The 21,476-nt window shown below is 43.0% G+C and carries 19 protein-coding genes and 2 pseudogenes; 13 read left to right on the top strand and 8 right to left on the bottom strand.

Annotation, left to right across the window (positions count from 1 at the left end; translation table 11 throughout):
• Nucleotides 1-555: 555 nt before the first annotated feature.
• Entirely contained in the window at nt 556-1,311 is a 756-nt protein-coding gene (locus tag U5K35_RS08065; protein WP_322570945.1) for a DUF819 domain-containing protein, read from the bottom strand.
• 192 nt (nt 1,312-1,503) lie between these two features.
• Here U5K35_RS08065 and lysC point away from each other — a divergent pair.
• The 4 genes and pseudogenes from lysC to U5K35_RS08045 all read left to right on the top strand — a co-directional run bounded on the left by lysC (nt 1,504) and on the right by U5K35_RS08045 (nt 5,299).
• Nucleotides 1,504-2,835 (top strand): annotated as a pseudogene (gene lysC / locus U5K35_RS19670) (lysine-sensitive aspartokinase 3).
• 11 nt (nt 2,836-2,846) lie between these two features.
• Nucleotides 2,847-3,521 carry a dihydrodipicolinate reductase C-terminal domain-containing protein gene (locus tag U5K35_RS08055; RefSeq protein WP_322570943.1) on the top strand — a complete coding sequence of 225 codons (675 nt, stop codon included), beginning with the start codon at nt 2,847-2,849 and terminating at the stop codon, nt 3,519-3,521.
• Between the two features lie 42 nt (nt 3,522-3,563).
• Nucleotides 3,564-4,169, top strand: coding sequence for a dihydrodipicolinate synthase family protein (locus U5K35_RS08050; RefSeq protein WP_416221605.1), 606 nt, complete (start codon nt 3,564-3,566; stop codon nt 4,167-4,169).
• A 377-nt stretch (nt 4,170-4,546) separates the two neighbouring features.
• Nucleotides 4,547-5,299 (top strand): annotated as a pseudogene (locus tag U5K35_RS08045) (2,3,4,5-tetrahydropyridine-2,6-dicarboxylate N-succinyltransferase).
• Between the two features lie 88 nt (nt 5,300-5,387).
• On the opposite strand, the gene thrC reads toward U5K35_RS08045, so the two are convergent.
• Together thrC and U5K35_RS08035 are read right to left on the bottom strand one after the other, a co-directional pair.
• On the bottom strand, nt 5,388-7,094 hold the full coding sequence (gene thrC / locus U5K35_RS08040; RefSeq protein WP_322570941.1) for a threonine synthase: 1,707 nt from the start codon (nt 7,092-7,094) through the stop codon (nt 5,388-5,390).
• 87 nt (nt 7,095-7,181) lie between these two features.
• Nucleotides 7,182-7,427: a hypothetical protein gene (locus U5K35_RS08035; RefSeq protein ID WP_322570940.1), complete on the bottom strand. Its 246-nt coding sequence runs from the start codon at nt 7,425-7,427 to the stop codon at nt 7,182-7,184.
• Between the two features lie 38 nt (nt 7,428-7,465).
• Here U5K35_RS08035 and U5K35_RS08030 point away from each other — a divergent pair, with 38 nt between their 5' ends.
• Nucleotides 7,466-8,632: an anhydro-N-acetylmuramic acid kinase gene (locus U5K35_RS08030; RefSeq protein ID WP_322570939.1), complete on the top strand. Its 1,167-nt coding sequence runs from the start codon at nt 7,466-7,468 to the stop codon at nt 8,630-8,632.
• A 343-nt stretch (nt 8,633-8,975) separates the two neighbouring features.
• Here U5K35_RS08030 and U5K35_RS08025 read toward each other — a convergent pair whose 3' ends face one another.
• Together U5K35_RS08025 and U5K35_RS08020 are read right to left on the bottom strand one after the other, a co-directional pair.
• Nucleotides 8,976-9,716, bottom strand: coding sequence for a BspA family leucine-rich repeat surface protein (locus tag U5K35_RS08025; protein WP_322570938.1), 741 nt, complete (start codon nt 9,714-9,716; stop codon nt 8,976-8,978).
• Between the two features lie 14 nt (nt 9,717-9,730).
• Nucleotides 9,731-10,852, bottom strand: coding sequence for an InlB B-repeat-containing protein (locus U5K35_RS08020; RefSeq protein ID WP_322570937.1), 1,122 nt, complete (start codon nt 10,850-10,852; stop codon nt 9,731-9,733).
• Between the two features lie 139 nt (nt 10,853-10,991).
• Here U5K35_RS08020 and U5K35_RS08015 point away from each other — a divergent pair, with 139 nt between their 5' ends.
• On the top strand, nt 10,992-11,402 hold the full coding sequence (locus tag U5K35_RS08015) for a hypothetical protein (protein WP_322570936.1): 411 nt from the start codon (nt 10,992-10,994) through the stop codon (nt 11,400-11,402).
• Nucleotides 11,403-11,559: 157 nt separating this feature from the next.
• Here the strand turns inward: U5K35_RS08015 and U5K35_RS08010 are convergent, their stop codons facing one another.
• Both U5K35_RS08010 and U5K35_RS08005 read right to left on the bottom strand, forming a co-directional pair.
• The gene (locus U5K35_RS08010; protein ID WP_322570935.1) at nt 11,560-12,771 is read right to left on the bottom strand and encodes an aspartate aminotransferase family protein; all 1,212 of its coding nucleotides are present in this window, start codon (nt 12,769-12,771) and stop codon (nt 11,560-11,562) included.
• A 74-nt stretch (nt 12,772-12,845) separates the two neighbouring features.
• The gene (locus tag U5K35_RS08005; protein ID WP_322570934.1) at nt 12,846-15,020 is read right to left on the bottom strand and encodes a Tex family protein; all 2,175 of its coding nucleotides are present in this window, start codon (nt 15,018-15,020) and stop codon (nt 12,846-12,848) included.
• Nucleotides 15,021-15,272: 252 nt separating this feature from the next.
• Here U5K35_RS08005 and U5K35_RS08000 point away from each other — a divergent pair, with 252 nt between their 5' ends.
• The 7 genes from U5K35_RS08000 to U5K35_RS07970 all read left to right on the top strand — a co-directional run bounded on the left by U5K35_RS08000 (nt 15,273) and on the right by U5K35_RS07970 (nt 21,147).
• Nucleotides 15,273-15,809: an RNA polymerase sigma factor gene (locus tag U5K35_RS08000; RefSeq protein WP_322570933.1), complete on the top strand. Its 537-nt coding sequence runs from the start codon at nt 15,273-15,275 to the stop codon at nt 15,807-15,809.
• Nucleotides 15,802-16,590 carry a hypothetical protein gene (locus tag U5K35_RS07995; RefSeq protein WP_322570932.1) on the top strand — a complete coding sequence of 263 codons (789 nt, stop codon included), beginning with the start codon at nt 15,802-15,804 and terminating at the stop codon, nt 16,588-16,590. The genes U5K35_RS08000 and U5K35_RS07995 overlap by 8 nt, the downstream gene beginning before the upstream one ends.
• A gap of 50 nt (nt 16,591-16,640) precedes the next feature.
• Entirely contained in the window at nt 16,641-17,483 is an 843-nt protein-coding gene (locus tag U5K35_RS07990; protein ID WP_322570931.1) for a DUF4097 family beta strand repeat-containing protein, read from the top strand.
• A gap of 149 nt (nt 17,484-17,632) precedes the next feature.
• Complete coding sequence (locus U5K35_RS07985; RefSeq protein WP_322570930.1) at nt 17,633-18,070, top strand: hypothetical protein; 438 nt, start codon at nt 17,633-17,635, stop codon at nt 18,068-18,070.
• On the top strand, nt 18,045-18,308 hold the full coding sequence (locus tag U5K35_RS07980; protein ID WP_322570929.1) for a hypothetical protein: 264 nt from the start codon (nt 18,045-18,047) through the stop codon (nt 18,306-18,308). The genes U5K35_RS07985 and U5K35_RS07980 overlap by 26 nt, the downstream gene beginning before the upstream one ends.
• A 122-nt stretch (nt 18,309-18,430) precedes the next feature.
• Entirely contained in the window at nt 18,431-19,576 is a 1,146-nt protein-coding gene (locus U5K35_RS07975) for a carbohydrate binding family 9 domain-containing protein (RefSeq protein ID WP_322570928.1), read from the top strand.
• A 47-nt stretch (nt 19,577-19,623) separates the two neighbouring features.
• Entirely contained in the window at nt 19,624-21,147 is a 1,524-nt protein-coding gene (locus U5K35_RS07970; protein ID WP_322570927.1) for a DUF5916 domain-containing protein, read from the top strand.
• Nucleotides 21,148-21,223: 76 nt separating this feature from the next.
• On the opposite strand, the gene U5K35_RS07965 is transcribed toward U5K35_RS07970, so the two are convergent.
• Entirely contained in the window at nt 21,224-21,430 is a 207-nt protein-coding gene (locus U5K35_RS07965; protein ID WP_322570926.1) for a DUF2892 domain-containing protein, read from the bottom strand.
• Nucleotides 21,431-21,476: the final 46 nt, after the last annotated feature.

Raw genomic sequence — 21,476 nt, 5'->3', positions numbered from 1 at the left:
CACAATCAACGAAGTGACTACTCCTAAGTGACGCTCAGAACCCGGAAACAATCCGCATTCAGCTTCGGCGCTTTACCAGGCTTCCCGTGGTGCCCGATGCCTAACCCGAGTACGGGCGAGTGATAGCGCCGACCGGAGCCAATGCCGCAGATGGAATGCAGAAGCAACGATCGGGGCTGAGGCCAGCACCGCCAACGTGGCCTGACTGCCTGACCGCCACAAAGAAGAAGGGTGCTTTAAATGGCAGTTACCCAACTAGCAGTCAAGATGATCACGTGAATGAGGATCCAGACGGCGCCGATCACAAAGTAACCGGGAGCATCGAGCATAGAGGCGATATTATTCATTTCATTCCGATGGTACGATTGCCGATATGTAAAGGAATAAGCCTACCCATTTGAGGCACCGGCACCTTCCAGGTTTCGGACTTTCGTGAAGGATTGGGTGTGAGTCCACCGGTGGTGGCCACCACAATGATCGCGGGAAATGGAGAGTTCAGACTGAGAATCGCGATAAGATTGGGTGCATGGTGGGTGATCCATGGGTGCAATGGTATCACCCGCAAGGTGACCGATAGCAACCAGATGAGAAAGCAACCGCAATGATCTTGGTGAAGTCAACCAAAGTAGGGACCCGTGCAATATTTGCCTGATAGTCGGCAATATTATGTTTTAATTCATCAATAGCTGAAGAATCGGCCTTGAACCATGTATCCACTCTGTCGGATATTCCGGCTCCGTAAAGTAAGAAGGCCATCCAGATATTGGCTACAATGATATCCACCGTTACCATGGCGCCAAAGAGATCGGGTACTCGGTTCATGGATTTCGAGCATGGCGGTTTGGTTGGCTCCTCCACCGATCCAGCTACCGGCAATGGTCGCAAGACCACGCCACACTTCCTCAGGTCCGGTTCCACCAATGAGTACTCAGGGTTGATGGTGCCAACTATAAGAATAGCAATTGGCCCACCAAGCATAATGCTAAAGGTACCGGCCAGGAACATGATCACAGCTTTTGGCCCGAGGTTTAGAATTCCTTTCAGGTCAATACTTAATGTGAGCAGGACCAGGCTTGCCGGCAGCAGATATCGGGATGCCACATAATAGAGATTGGAATCAGCCTCTGACACAACTCCAAAGGTTGTTAAAAGAGAAGGTATGAAGTAGCATAGCAGCAGCGAAGGGACGAACGTATAGAACTTTTTCCACCTAAGACTGTCACTGTGTGAAGTGATGAAGATCCCGGCCAGAATAGCCATTAGAAGTCCAAACGTTACGGCATCACTGGTAATTAGAGGTGTTGATTCCATGCTATTAATTTGATCTCATTTTCATTTACGAAAGAGGATACAAAAAACTCGACTTTCCGTCACAGTCGTTTTTATCTGAAATAAAGTGGTTAAAAACATTTAAATAGAGCTTTTCTATAAGGGATTGGTATGAAGTGTGCTTATTTTCGTTGTCTAACTTAACTCGAAAATCAAAAGTTAAAAAGTTAATAGATGATCGTATCAAAATTTGGCGGTACAAGTATTGGCACATACGAGGCTATGCAGCGCAGTGCCGAGATCGTGGCTTCAGATCCGGACAGGAAAATATCGTGATCAGTGCAACTTCAGGTACAACAAATGATCTTGTCGCGCTCTCGGCTTCAGACTTAGATTCTACCATGCGGAAGGAAATTCTGAAGAGAATTGAGAAACGGCACATCAATATAATCAAGCAGTGCAGTGAAGCCGAAAAAATTAGAAAATAATTTTTATTCCAGCTTTCTGAACTTTGAGAACATCTCGATTTTGTAGGACGTGATAAGCGCTGGAAAGACCGGCTGTATGCCTTTGGTGAATTAGATGTCCACAAAGATCTTTGTGGAAGTCTTAAAGAGAAAGGCATCGATGCCAAGTGGTTGGATGCCGAGAGGTGATCAAGACGGATTCGACATTTGGGATTGCTGAACCGGATTATGAGGATTGCATCAAAAAGGAAAGCTGAAAAACTGATCGATAATAATCAGTCCTATCTTACTCAAGGATTTATAGGGTCTGATATCTTTGGAAATACCACAACACTGGGTCGGGGTGGAAGTGATTTTTCAGCCTCACTCTTGCAGAAGCTGCTGGAGCAGACACACTGGAGATCTGGACGGATGTTGCAGGTGTGTATACCACGGATCCAAGAATCGTTTCGGATGCTCTTCCAATTCACGAAATTTCTTTTGATGAGGCTGCTGAGCTTTCAGTGTTTGGAGGTAAAGTTCTTCATCCCGCTACATTGAAGCCGGCGATCAGAGGCGGAGTGAATGTAAGGGTGGCCTCAAGCAGTAATCCGGATGAACCGGGCACGTTTATAGTTAAGGAAGCTAAAAAGGAAACCGGCTATCAGGGCAATTTCACTTCGAAGGGATCAATCCCTGCTTACCGTGAATAGCTTGCAGATGCTTCATCAACATGGATTTTTAGCACAGTTGTTTAAGGTTTTGGCTGAACACAAAATCTCTGTTGATTTGGTCAGTACTTCGGAGGTGAGCGTGGCGCTAACGTTAGACACTGCCGTAAATGCCGCAAACAAAGTAGAACTCACAGACTCGAGTACTAGATGAATTAAGAGAGTTTGCAGAGGTGTCAGTGGAAAGTGATCTGGCCCTGATCGCTTTGATCGGTAATGATATGCAGAAGACTTCAGGTTTAGGCGGTCCATTGTTTACAGCTCTTGAAAAATATAACATCCGATTGATATGTCATGGGGCAAGTTCAAACAACTTATGCTTTTTGGTAGACCATGGAGAAGCCGAGCAGATCGTGCAAATGCTGCACAATAAATTTATCACAGAATAGAACATAAATATATGAAGATTTCAGTAATTGGACCCGGGAAAACAGGTGGCCATGTAGTCAAACTTTTAGGAGATGACCTGGGGGATGCATTTGATGAAAGCAACCCGCCGACAGTTGAAGAAATTAAAGCAAGCGGATGCTGTTATCATATTCGTTCCGGAGATGCGGTGCCTGATATAATTGATGATGTGATCGAATCGGGTGTGCCGGCGGCCTGGGGAAGTACCGGATACGACTGGCCCGAGGATCTGGATGAAAAAGTGAAGGCCCACAAATCAAAATGGGTGATCGCAACCAATTTCAGCCTTGGTATGAATATCATCCGAAAAAGTATTGAAGCCATTTCAGCCGGTTCAGAGATCCTGAAAGATCCGGAATTTCACATTCATGAAGTACATCATGTGCATAAAAAAGATGCACCAAGTGGAACGGCTTTATCGTGGAAAGAATGGCTTAACAAAGAAGCTGAAGTTACTTCAGCCCGCGAAGGCGACGTAAAGGGTATTCACGAATTAACGCTGAAAACCGAGACAGAAGAGATCACCCTAAAACATAAAGCCCTCGACAGAGCCTTATTTGGAGAAGGTGCCATATGGGCGGCAAAGCAGTTGATCAACAATTCGAGTATAGGAACAGGAATTTGTACCTTTGGTCAGTTATTTGACCAAGTAATGGAGGAACAGTAATTATGGAGAAATTTCCACTTTTGGACCGCAATAGTAACCCCGATGAATACTGACGGGAGTATTGACTACGACAGCTTTGAAAACATACTTAAGAAACAGGAGGAAGCCGGAAATGGCGTGCTTGTTTTGGGCAGTACGGGCGAAGGATTGAACCTTAATGAAGAGGAAAAACGTGAAGTCGTTACCTTCACAAAAGGTCTTGATCTGGATATTCCTATGATGGTGGGAGTTGGAGGTTTTGATCTTCCGGCTCAGGCAGACTTTATTCATTTTTGTAATGAGATCGAACCGGATGCCTTACTACTTGTAACACCTTTATATGCTAAACCTGGTGCTGAGGGTCAATTTGAGTGGTTTAGCGAACTGATGGGGGAAACTGAGATCCCATGTATGTTATATAATGTACCATCACGTACAGGGGTAAAAATGCATCCAAGCGTTCCCGCACGTTTAAGTCAGGAATTCGATCATCTAATGGGAGTTAAGGAAGCAAGCGGCAGTGTGGAAGAGTTCAAGGAATTCCGCCGTCAAGCTCCAGACGTGAATTTTTACAGTGGTGATGATGGATTGACACCTGCTTTCTCAAAGGAGGGAGGAGTTGGTCTTGTTTCTGTGGCTGCCAATGTATGGCCTAAAGCCACCGCATAAATATACAGAGCTATGCCTTAAGGGCGAGATCGATAACGCTGTTTCCTCTGTGGAAAAATGCCACAGATACTTTATTTAAGGCTCCAAACCCGGTTCCGGCTAAAGTTTTGCTAAACCGGAAAGACTGGATCACAAAATGATACGGTTAGATTACCGCTTTCACTTGGAGATATCTCCGAGGAAGTGGAACAGGAATTAATGAAAGCAGATAAAGAGATCGCAGATTGGTTTGCCGGACAGCAATGATTTCTAGAAAGTCATTCTGAGCAAAGCGAAGAACCTTCAAGAGTTAAATCAGTGAGGACCCTTCGTTACGGTAAATTGGGATCAGGATGACATGATCATACAACGAATTAATTTTATTAAAAAACAGATACATGAATTACGAAGAAGTTTTAGATAAACTGGAAGAAGGCACGCTTAGAGCGGCCAATAAGAACGAGAAACGGCTGGGAAGCCAAATATTGAAGTTAAAGAGGCGATTCTTCGAATCATTCAAGAATGGTGAGAATACTTCATATGAAGGTATCTATGAAGGCTTTGTGGATAAACACAACCTTCCTCCTCGCTTTTTCACACCTGAAGATGGTGTCAGATTAGTGCCGGGTGGATCTTCAGTGCGTCGGGGCGCCTTTGTAGCATCCAGTGTGATCATTATGCCGCCGGCTTATATTAATGTTGGGGCTTATGTGGACGAAGGCTCTATGGTAGACAGTCATGCCCTTGTTGGCTCGTGTGCCCAAATCGGGAAGAATGTGCACCTTTCTGCCGGTGTTCAGATCGGAGGTGTATTAGAGCCGGTTGGAATGAATCCTGTGATCATTGAAGACGATTGCTTTATCGGAGCCGGTTCTGTGATCGTTGAAGGAATCCTCGTTTAAAAAAGGAGCTGTGATTGCACCCGGCGTGACACTTATCCAAAAGCCGTTCCGGTTTACGATATCGTAAATGAGAAAATGTTGGAGAGGGGCTCTGATATTCCTGAAAATGCAGTGGTAATTCCGGGAACCCGACCTGTCAACAATGAATGGGCCAAAGAAAAAGGCTTAAGCATGTCCTGCCCGATCATTGTGAAATACAGAGACGAAGGTAGTAATGCCTCCCTCGAACTAGAAAATGCTCTCAGATAAAAGTGTTACAGTGCGAAGGCGTTACCGTGTTAAGGTATTCCTTATACCACGGTAACGCCTTAACACATAAACACTGTAGCACTTATATTTAAACCGCCAATGCCTTATTAGCCACAGCCAGTCCTTTCACGAATGCCTGTATTACGGCTTCCAACGTATCAGGTGAAGCTCCTTTGGAAGTGAATTGATGCCCTTCTTTTTCCAGGGTCAGTGTTACAACGACCAGTGAATCGGTATCCGGACTAAGGATCTCTACTTCGTGATTGATCACCTCAAGCGGGAGGAAAGCGTCGGTTTCTGATTTGATGGCAGTCAGAATTGCGTCAATAGGACCAACTCCCTGATCTAGAGATATTACTTCATCCCCACCTTGAATTTTCAGTTTAACAGCGGCACTAACCAATCCATGTTTACGCATGGTCAGCTTATAATCCACTACTTCCACAGGATGGGTCAGGTCGGTATCCTCATTATAAACCAGCGAACGCAGGACTTTGATCTCTTCTTCTTTTAGTGTCTTGCCTTTGCGGTTGATGTTGTGAACATATTCGTCATACAGCTTGCTATGACCTTCATCCATATTAACATTCTCAAAGCCGTTATTACGAGTCTGTCCCCAGCTATTCTTTTGCATGTCTGTGAAACCGGATTCAATGTACTGCTGAATACGATCCAAATTTGGAGGCAGCACAGGTGATGAAAGAGAGTATTTTGCCACGATATGGGCACTCTTCAATCCGGTTCCCGTTAGCACAAACAAGCATTTTTTTCCTTTGAAGGTATCCAGATTATTTTTGAATGTAGCGAGTGGGATTGCACAAGCCGGCTCAGTGAAGTAGCCTTCTTCAACCGTCATTTCCTTCATGGAATCAAGCAGCTCATTTTCGGTAGCTGTGAAAGCCAAACCATCCGTTTCTTCAATGCCACGAAATACCTTATAGAAATCCAGAGGATCGGCAACAGCTACAGCATCCGCCATTGTGTTAACATGATCTTTGACGATCTTATCTTTCTTGAAAATTCCTTCTACCACCGGTGAACTTTGTTCGGGTTGAACCGCTACAAAATGTGGGATCTTGTCGATGAGGCCGGCTGCTTTCAGCTCCTTATACCCTTTGTAGATGGCAGCGAAATTCGTTCCGGCGCCAATAGGGACAAAGATGTAATCAAAGTCCGTCATTCCCTGTTCATGCAATTCATAAGAGAATGATTTTTGTCCTTCCTGACGAAACACATAATCACCGGCCAGGTAGTAGTTGCCGGATTTGGCAAACTCACGGCACAATTTCTCACACACCATAAAATCTCCTTTGATCTTAATGATGGTGGCATCATAGATGGTAGCCTGAGCCAGTTTTACTTCAGGAGTTTTCTCCGGCACAAAAACAAAACACGGGATATTGAAGTAGCATGCGTAGGCTGCTACAGAAGCTGCCATATTACCGGTTGAGGCAAGGCAAATAGCATCAGCGCCTAATTCAAGGGCTTTCTGTACTTCAACATAACTTCCACGGTCTTTGAAGCAACCGGTAGGATGTTCAAACTCCAGCTTTCCGTATAATTCAGCGTCGTATTTTTTAGAAAGCCTTTCTAGCTTTTTCAGCGCTGTAAAATGGTTCTTGAGCGGATCCGGTTTGATGTCTTCCAGAGGGTACTGAATTTCCTTGCGGGCTTCTTTGTATTCAATATCAAGAACACCTCCACACTCAGTACAGTATGTACTCGTTTCTTTCTCATCATTTACTTTACCGCACATTATGCAGCTTATAGTGTATCCGGAATTGGTCGCTTTCATTAACTACTTGGTTGTGGAATTGCTCAGATGTTTATGGGTCAAATGTATTAAAAATATAGGAAAAAAGCGCTTTTTTAACGTTTCAGATCACAAGGGAAGCAATATGATCTCTTCAAAATCAAGGTCGAGCTCTGACAGTATAGGTGCCGCAATTTCCTCAATTTCGTCTTCAGAGTAATCATTGAGTCCTTCCAGCTTCACGTATAGGATCTCATTTTGCTCGTCAATGAAAAACTGAGAATCAGTGGATTCAAAACTTTCCTTCAGCGTATTGATCAGGAATTCTACGTCCTCTACAAATGCTTTAATTTCGTCTTCGGTAGGTTCGCTCATTTTGCTTAGGTTCTTACTTAAAAGTTATACCTGAAACTATGAATAAATACATCACAAAACTGAGTGAAATTTCATCCAAACCAGAGCGTTTGATCGTTGGTTTGATGTCCGGTACTTCCCTAGATGGGCTTGATATTGCCTTGTGTAAATGTAAGTCTGGTTTTGTTGATGTAAAAGAATTCAGGTCGGTTGAATATTCAAAAGAATTAATCAAGCGCTTATCAGAGATACAGTCCCGAGTGGCGACTAATACAAAAGAGTTAACCTTGCTTCATACTGAATTGGCTAACTATTATGGCGAAGCAGTAATTAAGGCTTTGATAGAATGGGGTGTACCAATGGAGGAAGTGGACCTTATTGCGAGTCATGGACAGACCATTTACCATGCCCCAGCTCAAACAGAGAAAGAGATCAACGCTACCTTACAGATCGTGGATGGAGATCATATCGCCCAGAAGACAGGTATCATCACTATCTCAGATTTCAGGCAAAAACATACGTCTGTGGGGGGTGAGGGAGCCCCTCTTGCCGGGATCTTTGATGAAGCAGTATTCAGGGATGAAACTAAACACAGATTACTCATCAACCTGGGAGGCATCGCAAACCTGACCTGGCTTCCTTCGAAAAACAGTGGAAATAAGGTTATGAGCGGAGATACCGGTCCGGCCAACACCTTGATCAATGAAGCTATGATAAAATATTTTGATCGAACGTTTGATGAAAGGGGGAAAGTGGCAGCTTCAGGAAAGGTTCACTCAGAACTGGTTCGATATATTTTACTGGAGCCGTATTTCAGAAAACCTTTCCCGAAAACAACAGGACAGGAAGACTTCCGATTGAATTACATAGAAGAGTTAATGGAGGGACACGGAATTGAATGCTCGGAAAAAGACTTGATCGCCTCGCTAACCTCATTGACCGCACAAAGCATCTCACGAGCTGTGGATCAGATCACAAATGATGAAGCTTTTGAATGCTATGTAAGTGGTGGTGGGGTTCATAATGAAAGTATGATGAAGGAATTAGAGGAAAGAATACCTCAGGGTGAATTCAAAGACTTTGAAGAATTAGGAATCCCTGCTGATGCCAAAGAAGCCGCCATGATGTCTTTTTTCGCTAACGATCTGGTATCAGGGGACGGATTTTCCATTCCTGGAGTAACAGAGGAGAAAGTGCATTTTGGGAAGATCAGCCTGCCTGATTAATTTGCCTAATACCTAAATACACCTGATGTATGATCAGGTAAAAAGTTCAAACGGCTATGAAGATTCTTAAAATCGCATTATTACTTTCGTTATGCCTTTCACAAACTATCAAAGCACACAACTCCATATCAGGAAGTGTCATCAATGTTCAACCACAAGAGTCTATTCCATATGTTTATATTGGTATTGTTGAGTTGATGAAGGGTTGAAAGGGCTGGGGCAAGTTATTCCCAATATTTACATTTAAGCGAAATATTACTGGACTCCTTTCGGAGTCCAGACCATTTGAACCTAGAACCGCTTAACTTGTTCTTTGGTTATTGCCTATACCGAGGCCTAAATATTATTGCGGACAGGTACCCCATACAGGAAGGTCGCTACTTTGAAGGAGGGTGCCGGTTGAAAAATCAGATGGATAGGAAGATATATTTGAAACACACCAGCTGCTCAGATCCTTATCAAAGGATTTAGCTTGATAAAACATGTAGGTCATATCATATACGTTACTGACATCCCAGACGCTAATATTATGGTTAAATGATTCTGCAAATTGAAACATACTATTCATATTTGTAACGTTGCTGACGTCCCAATTGCTGATATCCCTATTAAAGGCTTTGGCGCCCAAAAACAATTCATCCATTCGTTTAACATTGCTGACGTCCCAATTGCTGATATCCCCATTAAAGGCTAAAGCCCAATAAAATACTTCCTTCATAGATTCTAAGGCACTAACATCCCAATTGTTGAGATTACTGTTAAAAGATTTAGCATTCCTAAACATAGCGTAAATGGTCGTTGCACTACTGATATCCCAATTGTTCAGGTCGCTGTTAAAAGCTTCGGCCCTGTTAAACATTTTGGTGAAATCCTCTACATTAGCAACATTCCAGTTGCTGAGGTCACTATTGAAGTTAGTAGCCAGCCGGAACATCTCTTGCATATTTGTTACACTGCTGACATCCCAACTGCTAATATTTCCATTAAAGACCTCAGCTTCATAGAACATTCTGCTCATGTCGGTCACGCCACTGACATTCCAATTATTGAGATCGCCATTAAAAGCTTTAGCATTTTGAAACATCCCATTCATATTTGTTACACTGCTGACGTCCAAATACCAAGATCTACATCAAAAGAATCAGTATCTACAAACATAAAGGTCATGTCATTTACGCTGCTGACATTCCAGCTACTGATATCGATATTAAACGCGGTGGTATTATCAAACATACTGCTCATATTTGTTACACTGCTAACATCCCAATGACTGATATCTTGATTGAAATCCCAGGCATCCCTGAACATGGCCTCCATTGAAGTCACACTGCTAACATCCCAGTGGCTGATATCGGCGTTAAAATGTCTTTCATAGTAAAACAACTCGTCCATGTTTATTATATCGCTGGTGCAACTGGTTGCAGCATTATTGATCGTGATTGGACTTAAGTATCCTGTAGTTCTTTTGGTATAGGTAACTCCGTTTACAGTCCCCGTTTCACCAATATCAGCATCCTCACACTTGATCGTGACTCCGTTTTCGGCTAAATAAAATTGGTTTTGACTATATTCCACAAATACAGCTGTTATGTTCTTAGCCTGATCTATAGTAAGCTGAATTGTACTATCGGTGCCTGTTGCATCTCCCTGCCATTCCACAAATTCCCATCCTGTAGCAGGTGATGCGGTGAGATTAACCGTTGAACCATATTCGTATTCCTGCTGATCGGGGTCTTTAACAATTGAGCCTTGACCTGTGATGTTTAGGTTAAGCGCATAAGTCACTTTCTGAAAAACAGCTGTTACGTCTTTGGGATCATCAATAGTGATCTCAACAGGGTTCTCGGAGCCTGTTATATCACCTTTCCATTCTTTAAATTTATATCCCTGCGCTGGGTTGGCAGTCAGCTCAACAATAGTACCGTGATCATAGTCTTGGCTTTTTTGCTGCACAACTTTTTCATTGACCGTTCCTTCACCTTCAGTGGTTATAACGAGTTCATAGCTTTTTAATTCAAAGTTTGCGGTGAGGTTATAATCTTTATCCACAGTTAGAGAAAGTGAACTATCAGTACTTGTTACATCACCTGCCCAAGTGGTAAAAACATATCCTTCCTTTGGAATTGCTTGCAGATCAATATTTTCTCCCTCATTATAGGTAGAATCTGCTGCGGGTGATATAGATCCGCTGTTGGAAGGGTTGATATCTACAGAAACCATAAAGGTATTTGTTTCTTCGTTGCCCCCGGTATTTTCGGTACCAGCTACCCGAAATCACTACACCCGGTAAATGAAGTTATAATTATTGCTACAAAGAAAGTCATTAACGGTTTATTCATAATATTGTAATAGTTGAAAAATGGCTGAATTTAAGCTCAATAAATTGATAGAACCCGGGTTTTTTATTTGCTTATCATTACATACGAAACGAGAAGCTCAAGTAGTTCATCTATTATTGGATCCCAAAAATTGGGATATGCTATTTGTTTTTAAAGCAATCATTTTACGGCAACTGCTTTCCGTATTAGACGATAAAGTTTTTGGAAATTACATGGGCGGGGGGCATAATAAGCCCCTGATGAGTGAATTAAAGGAAAGAATATCTCAGGGTGAATTCAAAGACTTTGAAGAATTAGGAATCCCTGCTGATGCCAAAGAAGTCGCCATGATGTCTTTTTTCGCCAACGATCTGGTTTCGGGGGAGGGATTTTCCATTCCTAGAGTAACAGAGGAGAAAGTGCATTTTGGGAAGATAAGCTTGCCGGGGTAGGCTATTCAAAATTCAAGATTCAAAATGAAAAATTAAGTTTTTGAGTCTTAAACTTTTTTTGAAATCAGAGTAGAATTTGTCACCCATATCATATCAATTGCATTTTGAACCTGATTTATAGGATTAATGGATGGCACGATTAATTTTAAATCAGTGACTATACCGCCAAATCAGTGTCATCCGTGTTCTCATTCAGGCTGTTCTCGAGAGCCAAAACCAACACCTCAACCACCCGCTCAATCTGCTCTTTAGAAATTACAAGCGGGGGCAAAAACCTTACAACCGTTCCGTGAGCAGCATTTCCAAGCACTTTGTGCTCAAACATTTTATCGACTACAGGCCGGGCAGGGCGATCCAGTTCCACCCCGATCATCAATCCTAATCCACGGATATCTTTTACCGAGGAATTTCCACCTAATTTTTCCTTAAGCAGTTTCATCATAAAGAGTCCCTTCTCGGCGGCCTGTTCAACGATCTTTTCATCCTCAATTGCATCCAGAGCGGCGTTAGCCACGTGGCAGGCAAATGGATTGCCGCCAAACGTGGTACCATGGTCGCCAAATCCAAATGCCGAGGCCACTTCTTCTTTTGCCATAACGGCACCGATGGGAACGCCTCCGGCCAGGGCTTTTGCTGTAGCCACGATGTCGGGCATCACATCAAAGTGCTGATAGGCATAGAACTTCCCGGAACGACCCACACCACACTGTACTTCATCAATGATCATCAGGATATTAAGCTCATCACAGAGTATTCTGGTTTTTTGCATGAACTCTGCATCGATCACATTCACCCCACCGGACCCCTGAATAGTCTCAAAAGCAATAGCGATTGTTTCTTTATTAGCGACAGCTTTTAAGGTTTCAAAATCGTTAAATGGAACTTGTTCAAAACCTTCCGGCATGGGGTCGAATCCCTCCGTATAACTTGGCATTCCCATGGCGATGGTAGCCAGTGAACGACCGTGGAAACCTTCACTCAGGGTAATAAGGTTCCCGGTCTTACCGTGCTTCTTTCCCCATTTACGAGCCAGCTTGATGCAGGCTTCCATGGCTTCAACACCACTATTGCAGAAAAAAACGCGATCAAGTCCAGATATTTTGGCTAGCTTCTCAGCCAGAAGACTTTGCGGTTCATTATAAAAGAAATTGGATGCATGCAGCAGTTTTTCAGATTGCTCCTTTATGGCTGCCACCACTTTAGGATGACAATGGCCTAGATTATTCACGGCCAGTCCGCCAAAGGCATCAAGGTACTCGTTGCCCTCGGTATCCCAAACCAGTGCGCCTTTCCCATGCGATAAGGTTACCGGCAGGCGATTATACACCTGGAAGTGATATTGCTTTTCAAGCTGCTGTGCTTTGTCCATTTGTCTGTGCTATAAATTGAGTACCATAAGTCATCCTGAACCGCCGGTTGGCGGTTTCAGGAATGGCTGTCAAATTAAATCAACCTCAACCCAATCCGCCCGCGTTCCAGATCCAAGGTAATGATCTCCACGCTAATAATATCGCCCACACTAACAACATCGTGGGGATCTTCGATCTTTTTATTTTCTGCCATATTGGATATGTGCAGCAATCCATCCTGCTTCACACCGATATCCACAAAAGCGCCGAAATCCACTACGTTTCTGACAGTACCTTCCAGCTGCTGACCTTCCTTCAGGTCTTCCATCTTCATGACATCTGTACGGAGTAATGGTTTCGGTAAGTTCTCTCTGGGATCACGCCCGGGCTTTTGTAGGTTCTCAATGATGAGTTCAAGTGTTGGAACACCCACGCCAATCTGCTCAGCGGTTTCCTCCAGGTTCACACCTTTAAACTTGCCGGCGATCTTGTCCTTTTCTTCAGCAATGTTCTCAAGGTTGATGCCAAACAGATTACACAGCTTTTCAGCTGCCTCATAACTTTCCGGGTGAATGGCGGTATTGTCCAATGGATTCTTGGATTCGGGTATACGCATGAATCCGGCGGCCTGTTGGAAACGAAAATCGCCTACGCCGTCGATATCACGTATTTGCTCACGGTCGACGAAAATGCCTTGTTTCTCGCGGTGCTTCACGATATTGGTAGCCACCCGTTTACTCAATCCGGATATATGCGACAGGAGTGGGGCGGATGCCGTATTTAAATTTACGCCAACCTCATTCACACAACTTTCAACCACGTCATCCAGTTTACCGGATAGTTGGTTTTGATTTACATCATGTTGATATAGTCCTACACCTATGGATTTCGGGTCGATCTTCACCAGTTCAGCCAGTGGATCCTGCACACGTCGCGCGATGGAAATGTTACCACGCTGAGCAGCATCCAGTTCCGGAAATTCCTCACGTGCAACAGTCGAAGCAGAATACACCGATGCACCGGCCTCATTCACGATCATATAATGAAGTTCTTCATCAGGATGCTTCTTTTTTCGTTTTTGCAGGAACTCGGCTACAATTTGTTCGGTCTCGCGACTTGCTGTTCCGTTTCCGATGGCGATCAATTCCACACCATATTTGTCGATGAGCGTTTCGAATACGACTTCGGCTTCAGCCACTTTCTTTTGCGGAGGAGTGGGATAAGTGGTGGTCCCTTCCAGATACTTTCCATGCTCATCAACCACGGCCACTTTACAGCCGGTTCGGTAGGCAGGGTCAAGCCCCATCACCACTTTATTATCCAGAGGTGGCTGCATGAGTAGGTTACCAAGATTGGTGGCAAAAGTCTCGATGGCGTGCTGGTCTGCTTGCTCAGTAAGTTCACTCCGTAACTCGCGTTCCAGGGAAGGGAAGAGGAGTCGTTTGTAGGCATCTTCCACGGAATCCTGAAGGTATTCAGTGAAGATACTCCGGTCGTTACTAATTACAATATCATCAATATTTTCGAGCGTGCGTTCTTCCCACAAGTCTACATTAACAAACAAAACATTTTCCCGCTCACCACGATTAATAGCCAGAACCTGATACGGTTTCAGCTTGTTTACTTTCGCTGAAAATTCATAATAATCCTCAAAATTGGTTCGCTCCTTTACGGTTGGATTCTTCTTGGTGACGATATTCGAGTGCTCGGTGAATACCTTTCGCAGCATCTCCCGAACTTCCAGGTTTTCATTGATCCATTCAGCTACAATGTCGGTGGCTCCGGCAAACGCATCTTCCACGGTTTCCACTTCTTTTTCCGAGTTGATGTACTCCTTGGCATATTCAACAGGATCCCCGGAAGTGATCTCCTGCTCCCAGATAAGCTTTGCCAGCGGTTCCAGTCCCTTTTCCTTGGCTTTGTCGCCACGGGTTTTGCGCTTTTGTTTGTAGGGGAGATAGATATCCTCCAACGTCTTCAGATCGGTACAATTCAAGATCTGCTTTTCCAGTTCCGGTGTCAGCTTTTCCTGTTCTTTGATGGATTTGAGGATAGTCTCTTTGCGGGCTTCTAAAGTACGCTGAGTTTCCAGTCCGTCGCGTATAGCACGAATTTGTTCTTCATCCAGTCCATCAGTGGCTTCTTTTCGATATCGGGCCAGGAAGGGGACCGTGGCACCTTCATCCAGGAATTTGGCAACGGTGCTGATCTGCTTGCCACTAAAATTGAGTTGAGATGCTAAAAAACTAAAGATCTTGGTATCGCTCATTGATGATATTCGATTTAAAATTAGAAAATGAAAATAAGAAGGGAATGGGGAAATGTTGAATTATAAATGTGGAAATTTTGAATGCGGGTTCGTTATTCGTGTGTTCTAATTACAACCTAACGAATAACAATTTTCGATTAACGAACAACGAATCAAAAAAAAAGTGTAACCTTTTGCTATCTAATCAGTGTATAAGGTTGAAAACAATAAAATCCGGGATCTGAAGTGAATTCAAATTCAGATAAAGCATTAATGATGAAAGTAAAAAATGGCGACCTCGATAAGCTTGGCTTATTGTTTGAGCGATATCATCGGGGGCTGTACGGATATTTTTACCGAATGTGTAAAGATCAGGATACCTGTGAAGATCTGGTTCAGTCTGTTTTCGAAAGAATTTTGAAATACAGACAAAGCTATACGGGTGACGGTAAGTTTTCGACATGGCTTTTCAGTATTGCACGGAATCAATTCATAGATCATCATAGGAAGAATAAGAGAAATGGGATTCCGGTTCAGCTCGATGAATCACGGATCGAAATGCCGAACGGAGCTGATAAACCGGTTCAACAGAAAATAAAGAAGAAAGAGATCCTGGAAATGGCACTGAATAAGCTGGATCAGGAAAAAAGAGAAGTGATCATATTGAGCCGATACGAAGGACTTAAGTACAAGGAGATAGCTGAGATCCTGGAAACAACCGAAGGTGCTATTAAAGTGAAAATGTTTAGGGCAATGAAAGAACTGAAAGACCTGGCTAAGTCTTTCGAAAAGGAATACAGTTATGAATGAAAAATATGAACAACTGATAGCAGAATATCTGGCCGGCGAGCTGGATAATGAGGGCAAGAAGAAACTGGAAGTCCTTATTGCGGAAGGCAAGATCGATTTTGCGGAGTTTCGAGAAGTGGAGGCAATTCACGAAGGTCTCATGGATCTCTCTATTCCAAAACCGGATGAGAAGATGAGTGAACGCTTTTACACGATGCTTGAGGAGGAAAAAAGTTCAAATAGCATTGGTCTTAAGCAATGGATGGCGGATCAACTTAGTCGTTTGGTAGAATCGTTTTCATTGCCCGGATTGGCATATGCCTTAGTGTTGATTTTTATTGGTGGTTTTTTTGGTTTCTGGTTAGATCAGGATAGAAGCCAGATCGATCAGTTGAGTCAGGAAATGCAGTCGCTGAAGGAAATAATGATGGTGAACATGCTGGAAGGTTCATCTGCAACCGATCGCCTGAAAGCAGTAAATATCAGTACGGAATTACCGAATGCGGATATGGAAGCGGTCAACGCTTTGCTTTTCACGCTGAATAATGACCCAAGTGTGAATGTACGGGTACAGACCATTGAGGCACTCAAACGTTGGGGTGATAATGAACGGGTGAGGCAGGGCTTGGTACGCTCTATTGCAACACAGGAATCACCAATAGTCTTGATCGAACTGGCGGATGCCATGACAGAACTTGAGCTTAGGTCGTCGGCAAAGGAATTTGAAAAAGTATTACAAGAGCGGGAGCTCGATTATAACGTTCAACAGAAATTACAAAGCAGTATTGCTGTATTAATGTGAGGAATAAGATTATGAAATTATTGTATTTGACACTTTTAACCCTTTGTCTCTTGAGTATAGAAATATCGGCTCAGTCAAATGTGGTGACTGAAAGGGTAACTGAGGATGTGGAAATGCGGATAGAGGCCTCTGAACTGACCCGCGAGACCGTATTTCACTTTAATAATATCAATGGAGATTTGAATGTGGAAGGTTATAACGGTGATGAGATCCTTATAACCGGAACTAAGATCATAACAGGCAAGCCAAATATCAGGCACAGTTTTGATCCCGATGAGTTCTATCTGGATAAGCTCTCCAATAATGGACACCTGTTTGTATTTGTACGTCATCCGGGACTTGAAGTAGAGATCGAAGACAACGAGCTGAGTTATCGTTCAAACAGACAAAATTATTGGGAAGAGAGAATTCAGGGATTTGAGTTTAATCTTGAAATCAAAGTGCCTCATTATTTGATGTCGGAGATATCTACCATAAATGCCGGTGAAGTGGTTGTTGAAGGTCTGAGCCGAGGTGTGGATGCCAGCAACATCAATGGGAGCGTAATCCTTAGAAACGTAACCGGTGGTTTGATCATCGCTGAGACCGTGAATGGTAATATAAAAGCGGAGTTCAATCAGAATCCTGAAGCAGATGTAGAGCTTCACACGGTTAATGGCAACATTGAAGTATTGGCCTTAAAAAGTTTTTCAGCTAATGTAACCTTCAAAAGTTTACACGGTGAACTATATACTGATTTTGACGACAGAAGCTTTCGTTCGGATCGGAAGAGTAAAAAGGATGGGATGAACCGGTTTAGCATTGGGAGTTCTGAAACCATTCAGTTCGGACAAGGCGGGCCAAACGTGCAACTTCGTTTACTTAACGGAAATGCATACATCAAACAACTGTAATCAAATTTTATAATACCATGAAAAGTATGAAAATTAATTTACTATCAGCTTTAATTCTAAGCGTTCTTTCTGTTCCTTTATGTGCCCAAAATACTATTGAGGTTCCATTGACGGATCCTGGGCAGCCGGGGAAGCTAAGCATCAATGCTATGTTTTCAGATGAGATCACTGTAAGAAGTCACAATGAACAAAACGTGATCATCAACTACAGCGGAGACGGTATTCGTGAAGAAGACAGTGAAGCCATGAAAAATGGTATGAAGCGAATATCCGGAGGTGGAATGGGTCTGGAAGTGATCGAAGACAATAATGAGATCGAAATTTCGACAGGCCCATTTCCGACTAATGACCTTGAAATGACGGTTTTAGTACCCCGTAATTTTTCCATCAAGCTAAATACAGTACAGGGTGATGTGAATGTATTTGGAGTAGAAGGAGAATTGGAGGTCAGCGCTGTGAACGGAGACATTGAACTTGGTGATATCAGCGGGACCGTACTCGTAAACTCTGTGAATGGAGATATAAGTATAGATTTCAATGCGGTTACACCAGGCTCACCCGATGTCGTTTACCGGAGTGAATGGTGATATGGAAGTTGCCTTTCCGGCAAATGCAAAATTCACTGCAAAAATGAAAACAGAATGGGGGGATGTATATACCAACTTTGATATGGATATCGATCGTGAAGGTGCCAGAGCAGAGTCAGACAGTGATGATGGATTCAAGATCACCATCAACAAATGGATTATAGGAAAGGTAAACGGTGGCGGACCTGAATTTTTATTCAAAACCCTTCATGGAGATATCTCCATCAGAAAAAAATGAAATAAATAGTAACTTTTTCTTTTGCCCTTCGTGTAAGTCATAAACCTAAATGAGGAGCCGTAACACAAAGCTACATAACGTGTTGCGGGGATAGGACTCCTTTCAAATAAAATAAAATTACTATGAGATTCGTATGTCTAACCCTGGGATTGCTGTGCTTTGCTGTCGGAGTAAATGCTCAGAATTCTTATCAGGAAAACAAAGTTATTGATGCATTAAAGGAGCAAAATATCCGTTCAGGAAGAGCGGCTTCACCTTCACTTAATGCTTTCAAGTTACAGGACGACTCAAATTTACAGCTGGATGGTCTTGTTGATGAAAATGTATGGAATAATATCCATACTGCAACTCTTTTCACTCAGCGATCTCCCAATGATGGAGCACCTGCAACACAAAGAACCGAAGCCAATATATTGTATACTAATTCGCACGTGTATGTTGGGATAAAAGCGTACGATACTGCACCGGATTCCATTATTGCTCCACTGTTTCGAAGAGATGGCACCGAAACAAGCGACTGGGTAACAGTAGGTTTTGACAGCTATAATGACAAACGAACTGCGTTCATTTTTGCTGTCAATCCTCGTGGTGTCCAAAGAGATTTCATGATCATCAATGATACTAACGAAGATGATACGTGGGATGCCGTGTGGGAAGCCAAAGCACAAGTTACCGATTACGGATGGTCGGCAGAAATGAAGATCCCATTGTCTCAGCTTCGGTTTAATTCCAAGGCAGAAGAACAGCAATGGGGCGTCAACTTTCAAAGGAGTATAGCAAGAAGTGGTGAAGATATGTTTTGGAGGCCAACATCCAAGAATGCTTCCGGATTAGTTTCAAACTTCGGAGAGTTAAATGGGATCAGACAATTATCTGAACCGAGAAGACTGGAAGTAATGCCATTTGTTTCGGCTGATTTTACCCGCATTCCAAATCAAAAAACATCTGATCCTTACCTCCAGCGAAATGATTTTTCGGGAACAATGGGAGCAGATATAAAATATGGAATCACATCTGACTTAACCTTGTCAACTACTATCAATCCAGATTTTGGTCAGGTTGAAGCAGATCCGGCGGTTATTAATCTGACAGCAAATGAGAACTTTTATTCAGAGCGAAGACCTTTCTTTTTGGAGGGCAGGGATATCTTTCAATTTGGTCAGTCAAAGACGTTTATAAGGTATAACTCACCCACACCATTTTATTCAAGAAGGATCGGACGCTCACCGCAGGGATCACCAGGCCGTGCAGGTGTGAATTCTGAATGACAGTACCAACCCAGACCAAACTACCATTGCTACCGCCGCTAAACTGAGTGGCAAAACCCAAAAATGGCTGGTCTATTGGCCTAATGGATGCATATACACTTCAGGAAAATGCAGACTATACCTTAGGTAATGGAACGGATAGATCTGTAGCTGTTGAACCGGCTACAAATTATCTGGTTGGTCGAGCCAAGAAAGATTTCAACAAAGGGAATACCTATCTGGGTGGATTTGCCACGGCCGTTAACCGTTCTTTGGATGGGCGTTATTTTGAAGATTTCATGCATAGCTCGGCATATGTGGGTGGCGTAGACTATGAGCATCAGTTTGCTGATCAGAATTGGGTAGCAAGTGGTGCAATTTCAGCCAGCAGTGTGCATGGCAGCAGTGAGGCAATTGCAAGAACACAGCAATCACCCGTGAGATATTATGATCGAATTGGTTCAGAAGTTCTTTCAGTCGATCCTGCAAAAACGGCACTACAGGGTTTTTCCACTGAAATGAGTATCAAGAAGCAGGGTGGTGATGATAACTGGCGGACTGCTTTGACCTATTCACAAACTTCACCGGGATATGAGGTCAATGATCTTGGGTTTCAAACCCGTGCCGACCTTAAATGGGTTGGTGGAGTGGTGATATATCGAGAGATAGATCCAAAATATGTGAGATATTATGATTTCTTTATTGGTTACGATTCAGGATGGAATTATGATGGTGATCAGATCAGAAACAGCATTATGAATGGTGGATCTGTGTCATTCAATAATCAATGGTCATTTAATTATAACTTTGGTTATAATTTCAAGCAATATTACGATCGCATCAGTCGCGGTGGTCCGGTTTTGGAGCGTCCCAAAGACTGGAATTTGATCGCAAATATGAACACTGATCGGAGTAAAGTTATCAGCTTTAACCTTGGCGGAAATCTTCGTCGCGAAGTAGCCGGGGAATACGATAACGCGATCTGGTTAGGAGTGAACTATCGCCCAACAACTTTCATACAGTTAAGTTTTGGCCCGGAATACAGACATCAGGTGGATGTCGATCAGTATATTACCTCGGTAAGTGATGTGAATGCTACTCACACATATGAAAATCGGTATGTTTTCTCAGATATCGTACAGCACACTTTAAGTGCGAATCTACGACTGAACTGGACCTTCAGTCCAACGATGAGCCTTCAAACCTATTTCAGACCATTTGTGTCAACGGGAGATTTCTCAAGATTCAAAGAAGTGGCAGAGCCTTATACGTATAATTATAATGTATATGGTGAAGATATCGGTACCATAGCAGATCAGAACGGATCTTATACGATCGATCCCGATGGCAATGGAAGTTCTTCTTCTTTCACTATTGCAGATCCGGATTTTAATTTTCGATCCCTTCAGGGCAACGCCGTGTTTAGATGGGAATATGCACCCGGTTCAACCCTGTATTTTGTGTGGCAGCAACAGCGGGAGGATTACTCAAGTATTGGAGCTTTTGATCTGGGTGATCAGCTAAATGATCTTATGAATGCCAAACCAACCAACGTATTTCTGATCAAGCTCAGTTATTGGTTTGGAAGCTGAAAGGTGTAATTAGGTAAAAAGAAAAAGGGCATATTAATCGTATGCCCTTTTTTAATCTTGTTATTGGTATGCCTGATTAAGCATCTGTTTGGCAAGTGCTCAATCCGAAAGGAGCATAAAGTGGACAAAAGTTGATTAGGCTGGTGAGTACAAATACACCCGCCAATACCAGCAATACAATTCCAACAGTTCCGGTTACGGTTCCTGTAAAGTAGAGTATCACGAAAATTGCAGCGAGTATAAACCGAATAATTCTATCTGTAGAACCCATGTTCTTTTTCATATAATCCTCATCTTAATTTTGGTTAAAAGACCCATTCAAATAAATA

This window comes from Rhodohalobacter sp., from assembly GCF_034521535.1.
GTDB lineage: Bacteria > Bacteroidota > Rhodothermia > Balneolales > Balneolaceae > Rhodohalobacter.
Note: the sequence above shows the minus strand (reverse complement) of the source record. Positions and strands in the feature narration are given on the sequence as shown.

Excerpts from the sequence above, each read along its gene's own strand:
- U5K35_RS08065 (WP_322570945.1), bottom strand. The coding sequence starts at position 1,311 with ATGGAATCAACACCTCTAATTACCAGTGATGCCGTAACGTTTGGACTT.
- U5K35_RS08055 (WP_322570943.1), top strand. The coding sequence starts at position 2,847 with ATGAAGATTTCAGTAATTGGACCCGGGAAAACAGGTGGCCATGTAGTC.
- U5K35_RS08050 (WP_416221605.1), top strand. The coding sequence starts at position 3,564 with ATGAATACTGACGGGAGTATTGACTACGACAGCTTTGAAAACATACTT.
- thrC (WP_322570941.1), bottom strand. The coding sequence starts at position 7,094 with ATGAAAGCGACCAATTCCGGATACACTATAAGCTGCATAATGTGCGGT.
- U5K35_RS08035 (WP_322570940.1), bottom strand. The coding sequence starts at position 7,427 with ATGAGCGAACCTACCGAAGACGAAATTAAAGCATTTGTAGAGGACGTA.
- U5K35_RS08030 (WP_322570939.1), top strand. The coding sequence starts at position 7,466 with ATGAATAAATACATCACAAAACTGAGTGAAATTTCATCCAAACCAGAG.
- U5K35_RS08025 (WP_322570938.1), bottom strand. The coding sequence starts at position 9,716 with ATGTTTCAAAATGCTAAAGCTTTTAATGGCGATCTCAATAATTGGAAT.
- U5K35_RS08020 (WP_322570937.1), bottom strand. The coding sequence starts at position 10,852 with ATGGTTTCTGTAGATATCAACCCTTCCAACAGCGGATCTATATCACCC.
- U5K35_RS08015 (WP_322570936.1), top strand. The coding sequence starts at position 10,992 with ATGGCTGAATTTAAGCTCAATAAATTGATAGAACCCGGGTTTTTTATT.
- U5K35_RS08010 (WP_322570935.1), bottom strand. The coding sequence starts at position 12,771 with ATGGACAAAGCACAGCAGCTTGAAAAGCAATATCACTTCCAGGTGTAT.
- U5K35_RS08005 (WP_322570934.1), bottom strand. The coding sequence starts at position 15,020 with ATGAGCGATACCAAGATCTTTAGTTTTTTAGCATCTCAACTCAATTTT.
- U5K35_RS08000 (WP_322570933.1), top strand. The coding sequence starts at position 15,273 with ATGATGAAAGTAAAAAATGGCGACCTCGATAAGCTTGGCTTATTGTTT.
- U5K35_RS07995 (WP_322570932.1), top strand. The coding sequence starts at position 15,802 with ATGAATGAAAAATATGAACAACTGATAGCAGAATATCTGGCCGGCGAG.
- U5K35_RS07985 (WP_322570930.1), top strand. The coding sequence starts at position 17,633 with ATGTTTTCAGATGAGATCACTGTAAGAAGTCACAATGAACAAAACGTG.
- U5K35_RS07980 (WP_322570929.1), top strand. The coding sequence starts at position 18,045 with ATGTCGTTTACCGGAGTGAATGGTGATATGGAAGTTGCCTTTCCGGCA.
- U5K35_RS07975 (WP_322570928.1), top strand. The coding sequence starts at position 18,431 with ATGAGATTCGTATGTCTAACCCTGGGATTGCTGTGCTTTGCTGTCGGA.
- U5K35_RS07965 (WP_322570926.1), bottom strand. The coding sequence starts at position 21,430 with ATGAAAAAGAACATGGGTTCTACAGATAGAATTATTCGGTTTATACTC.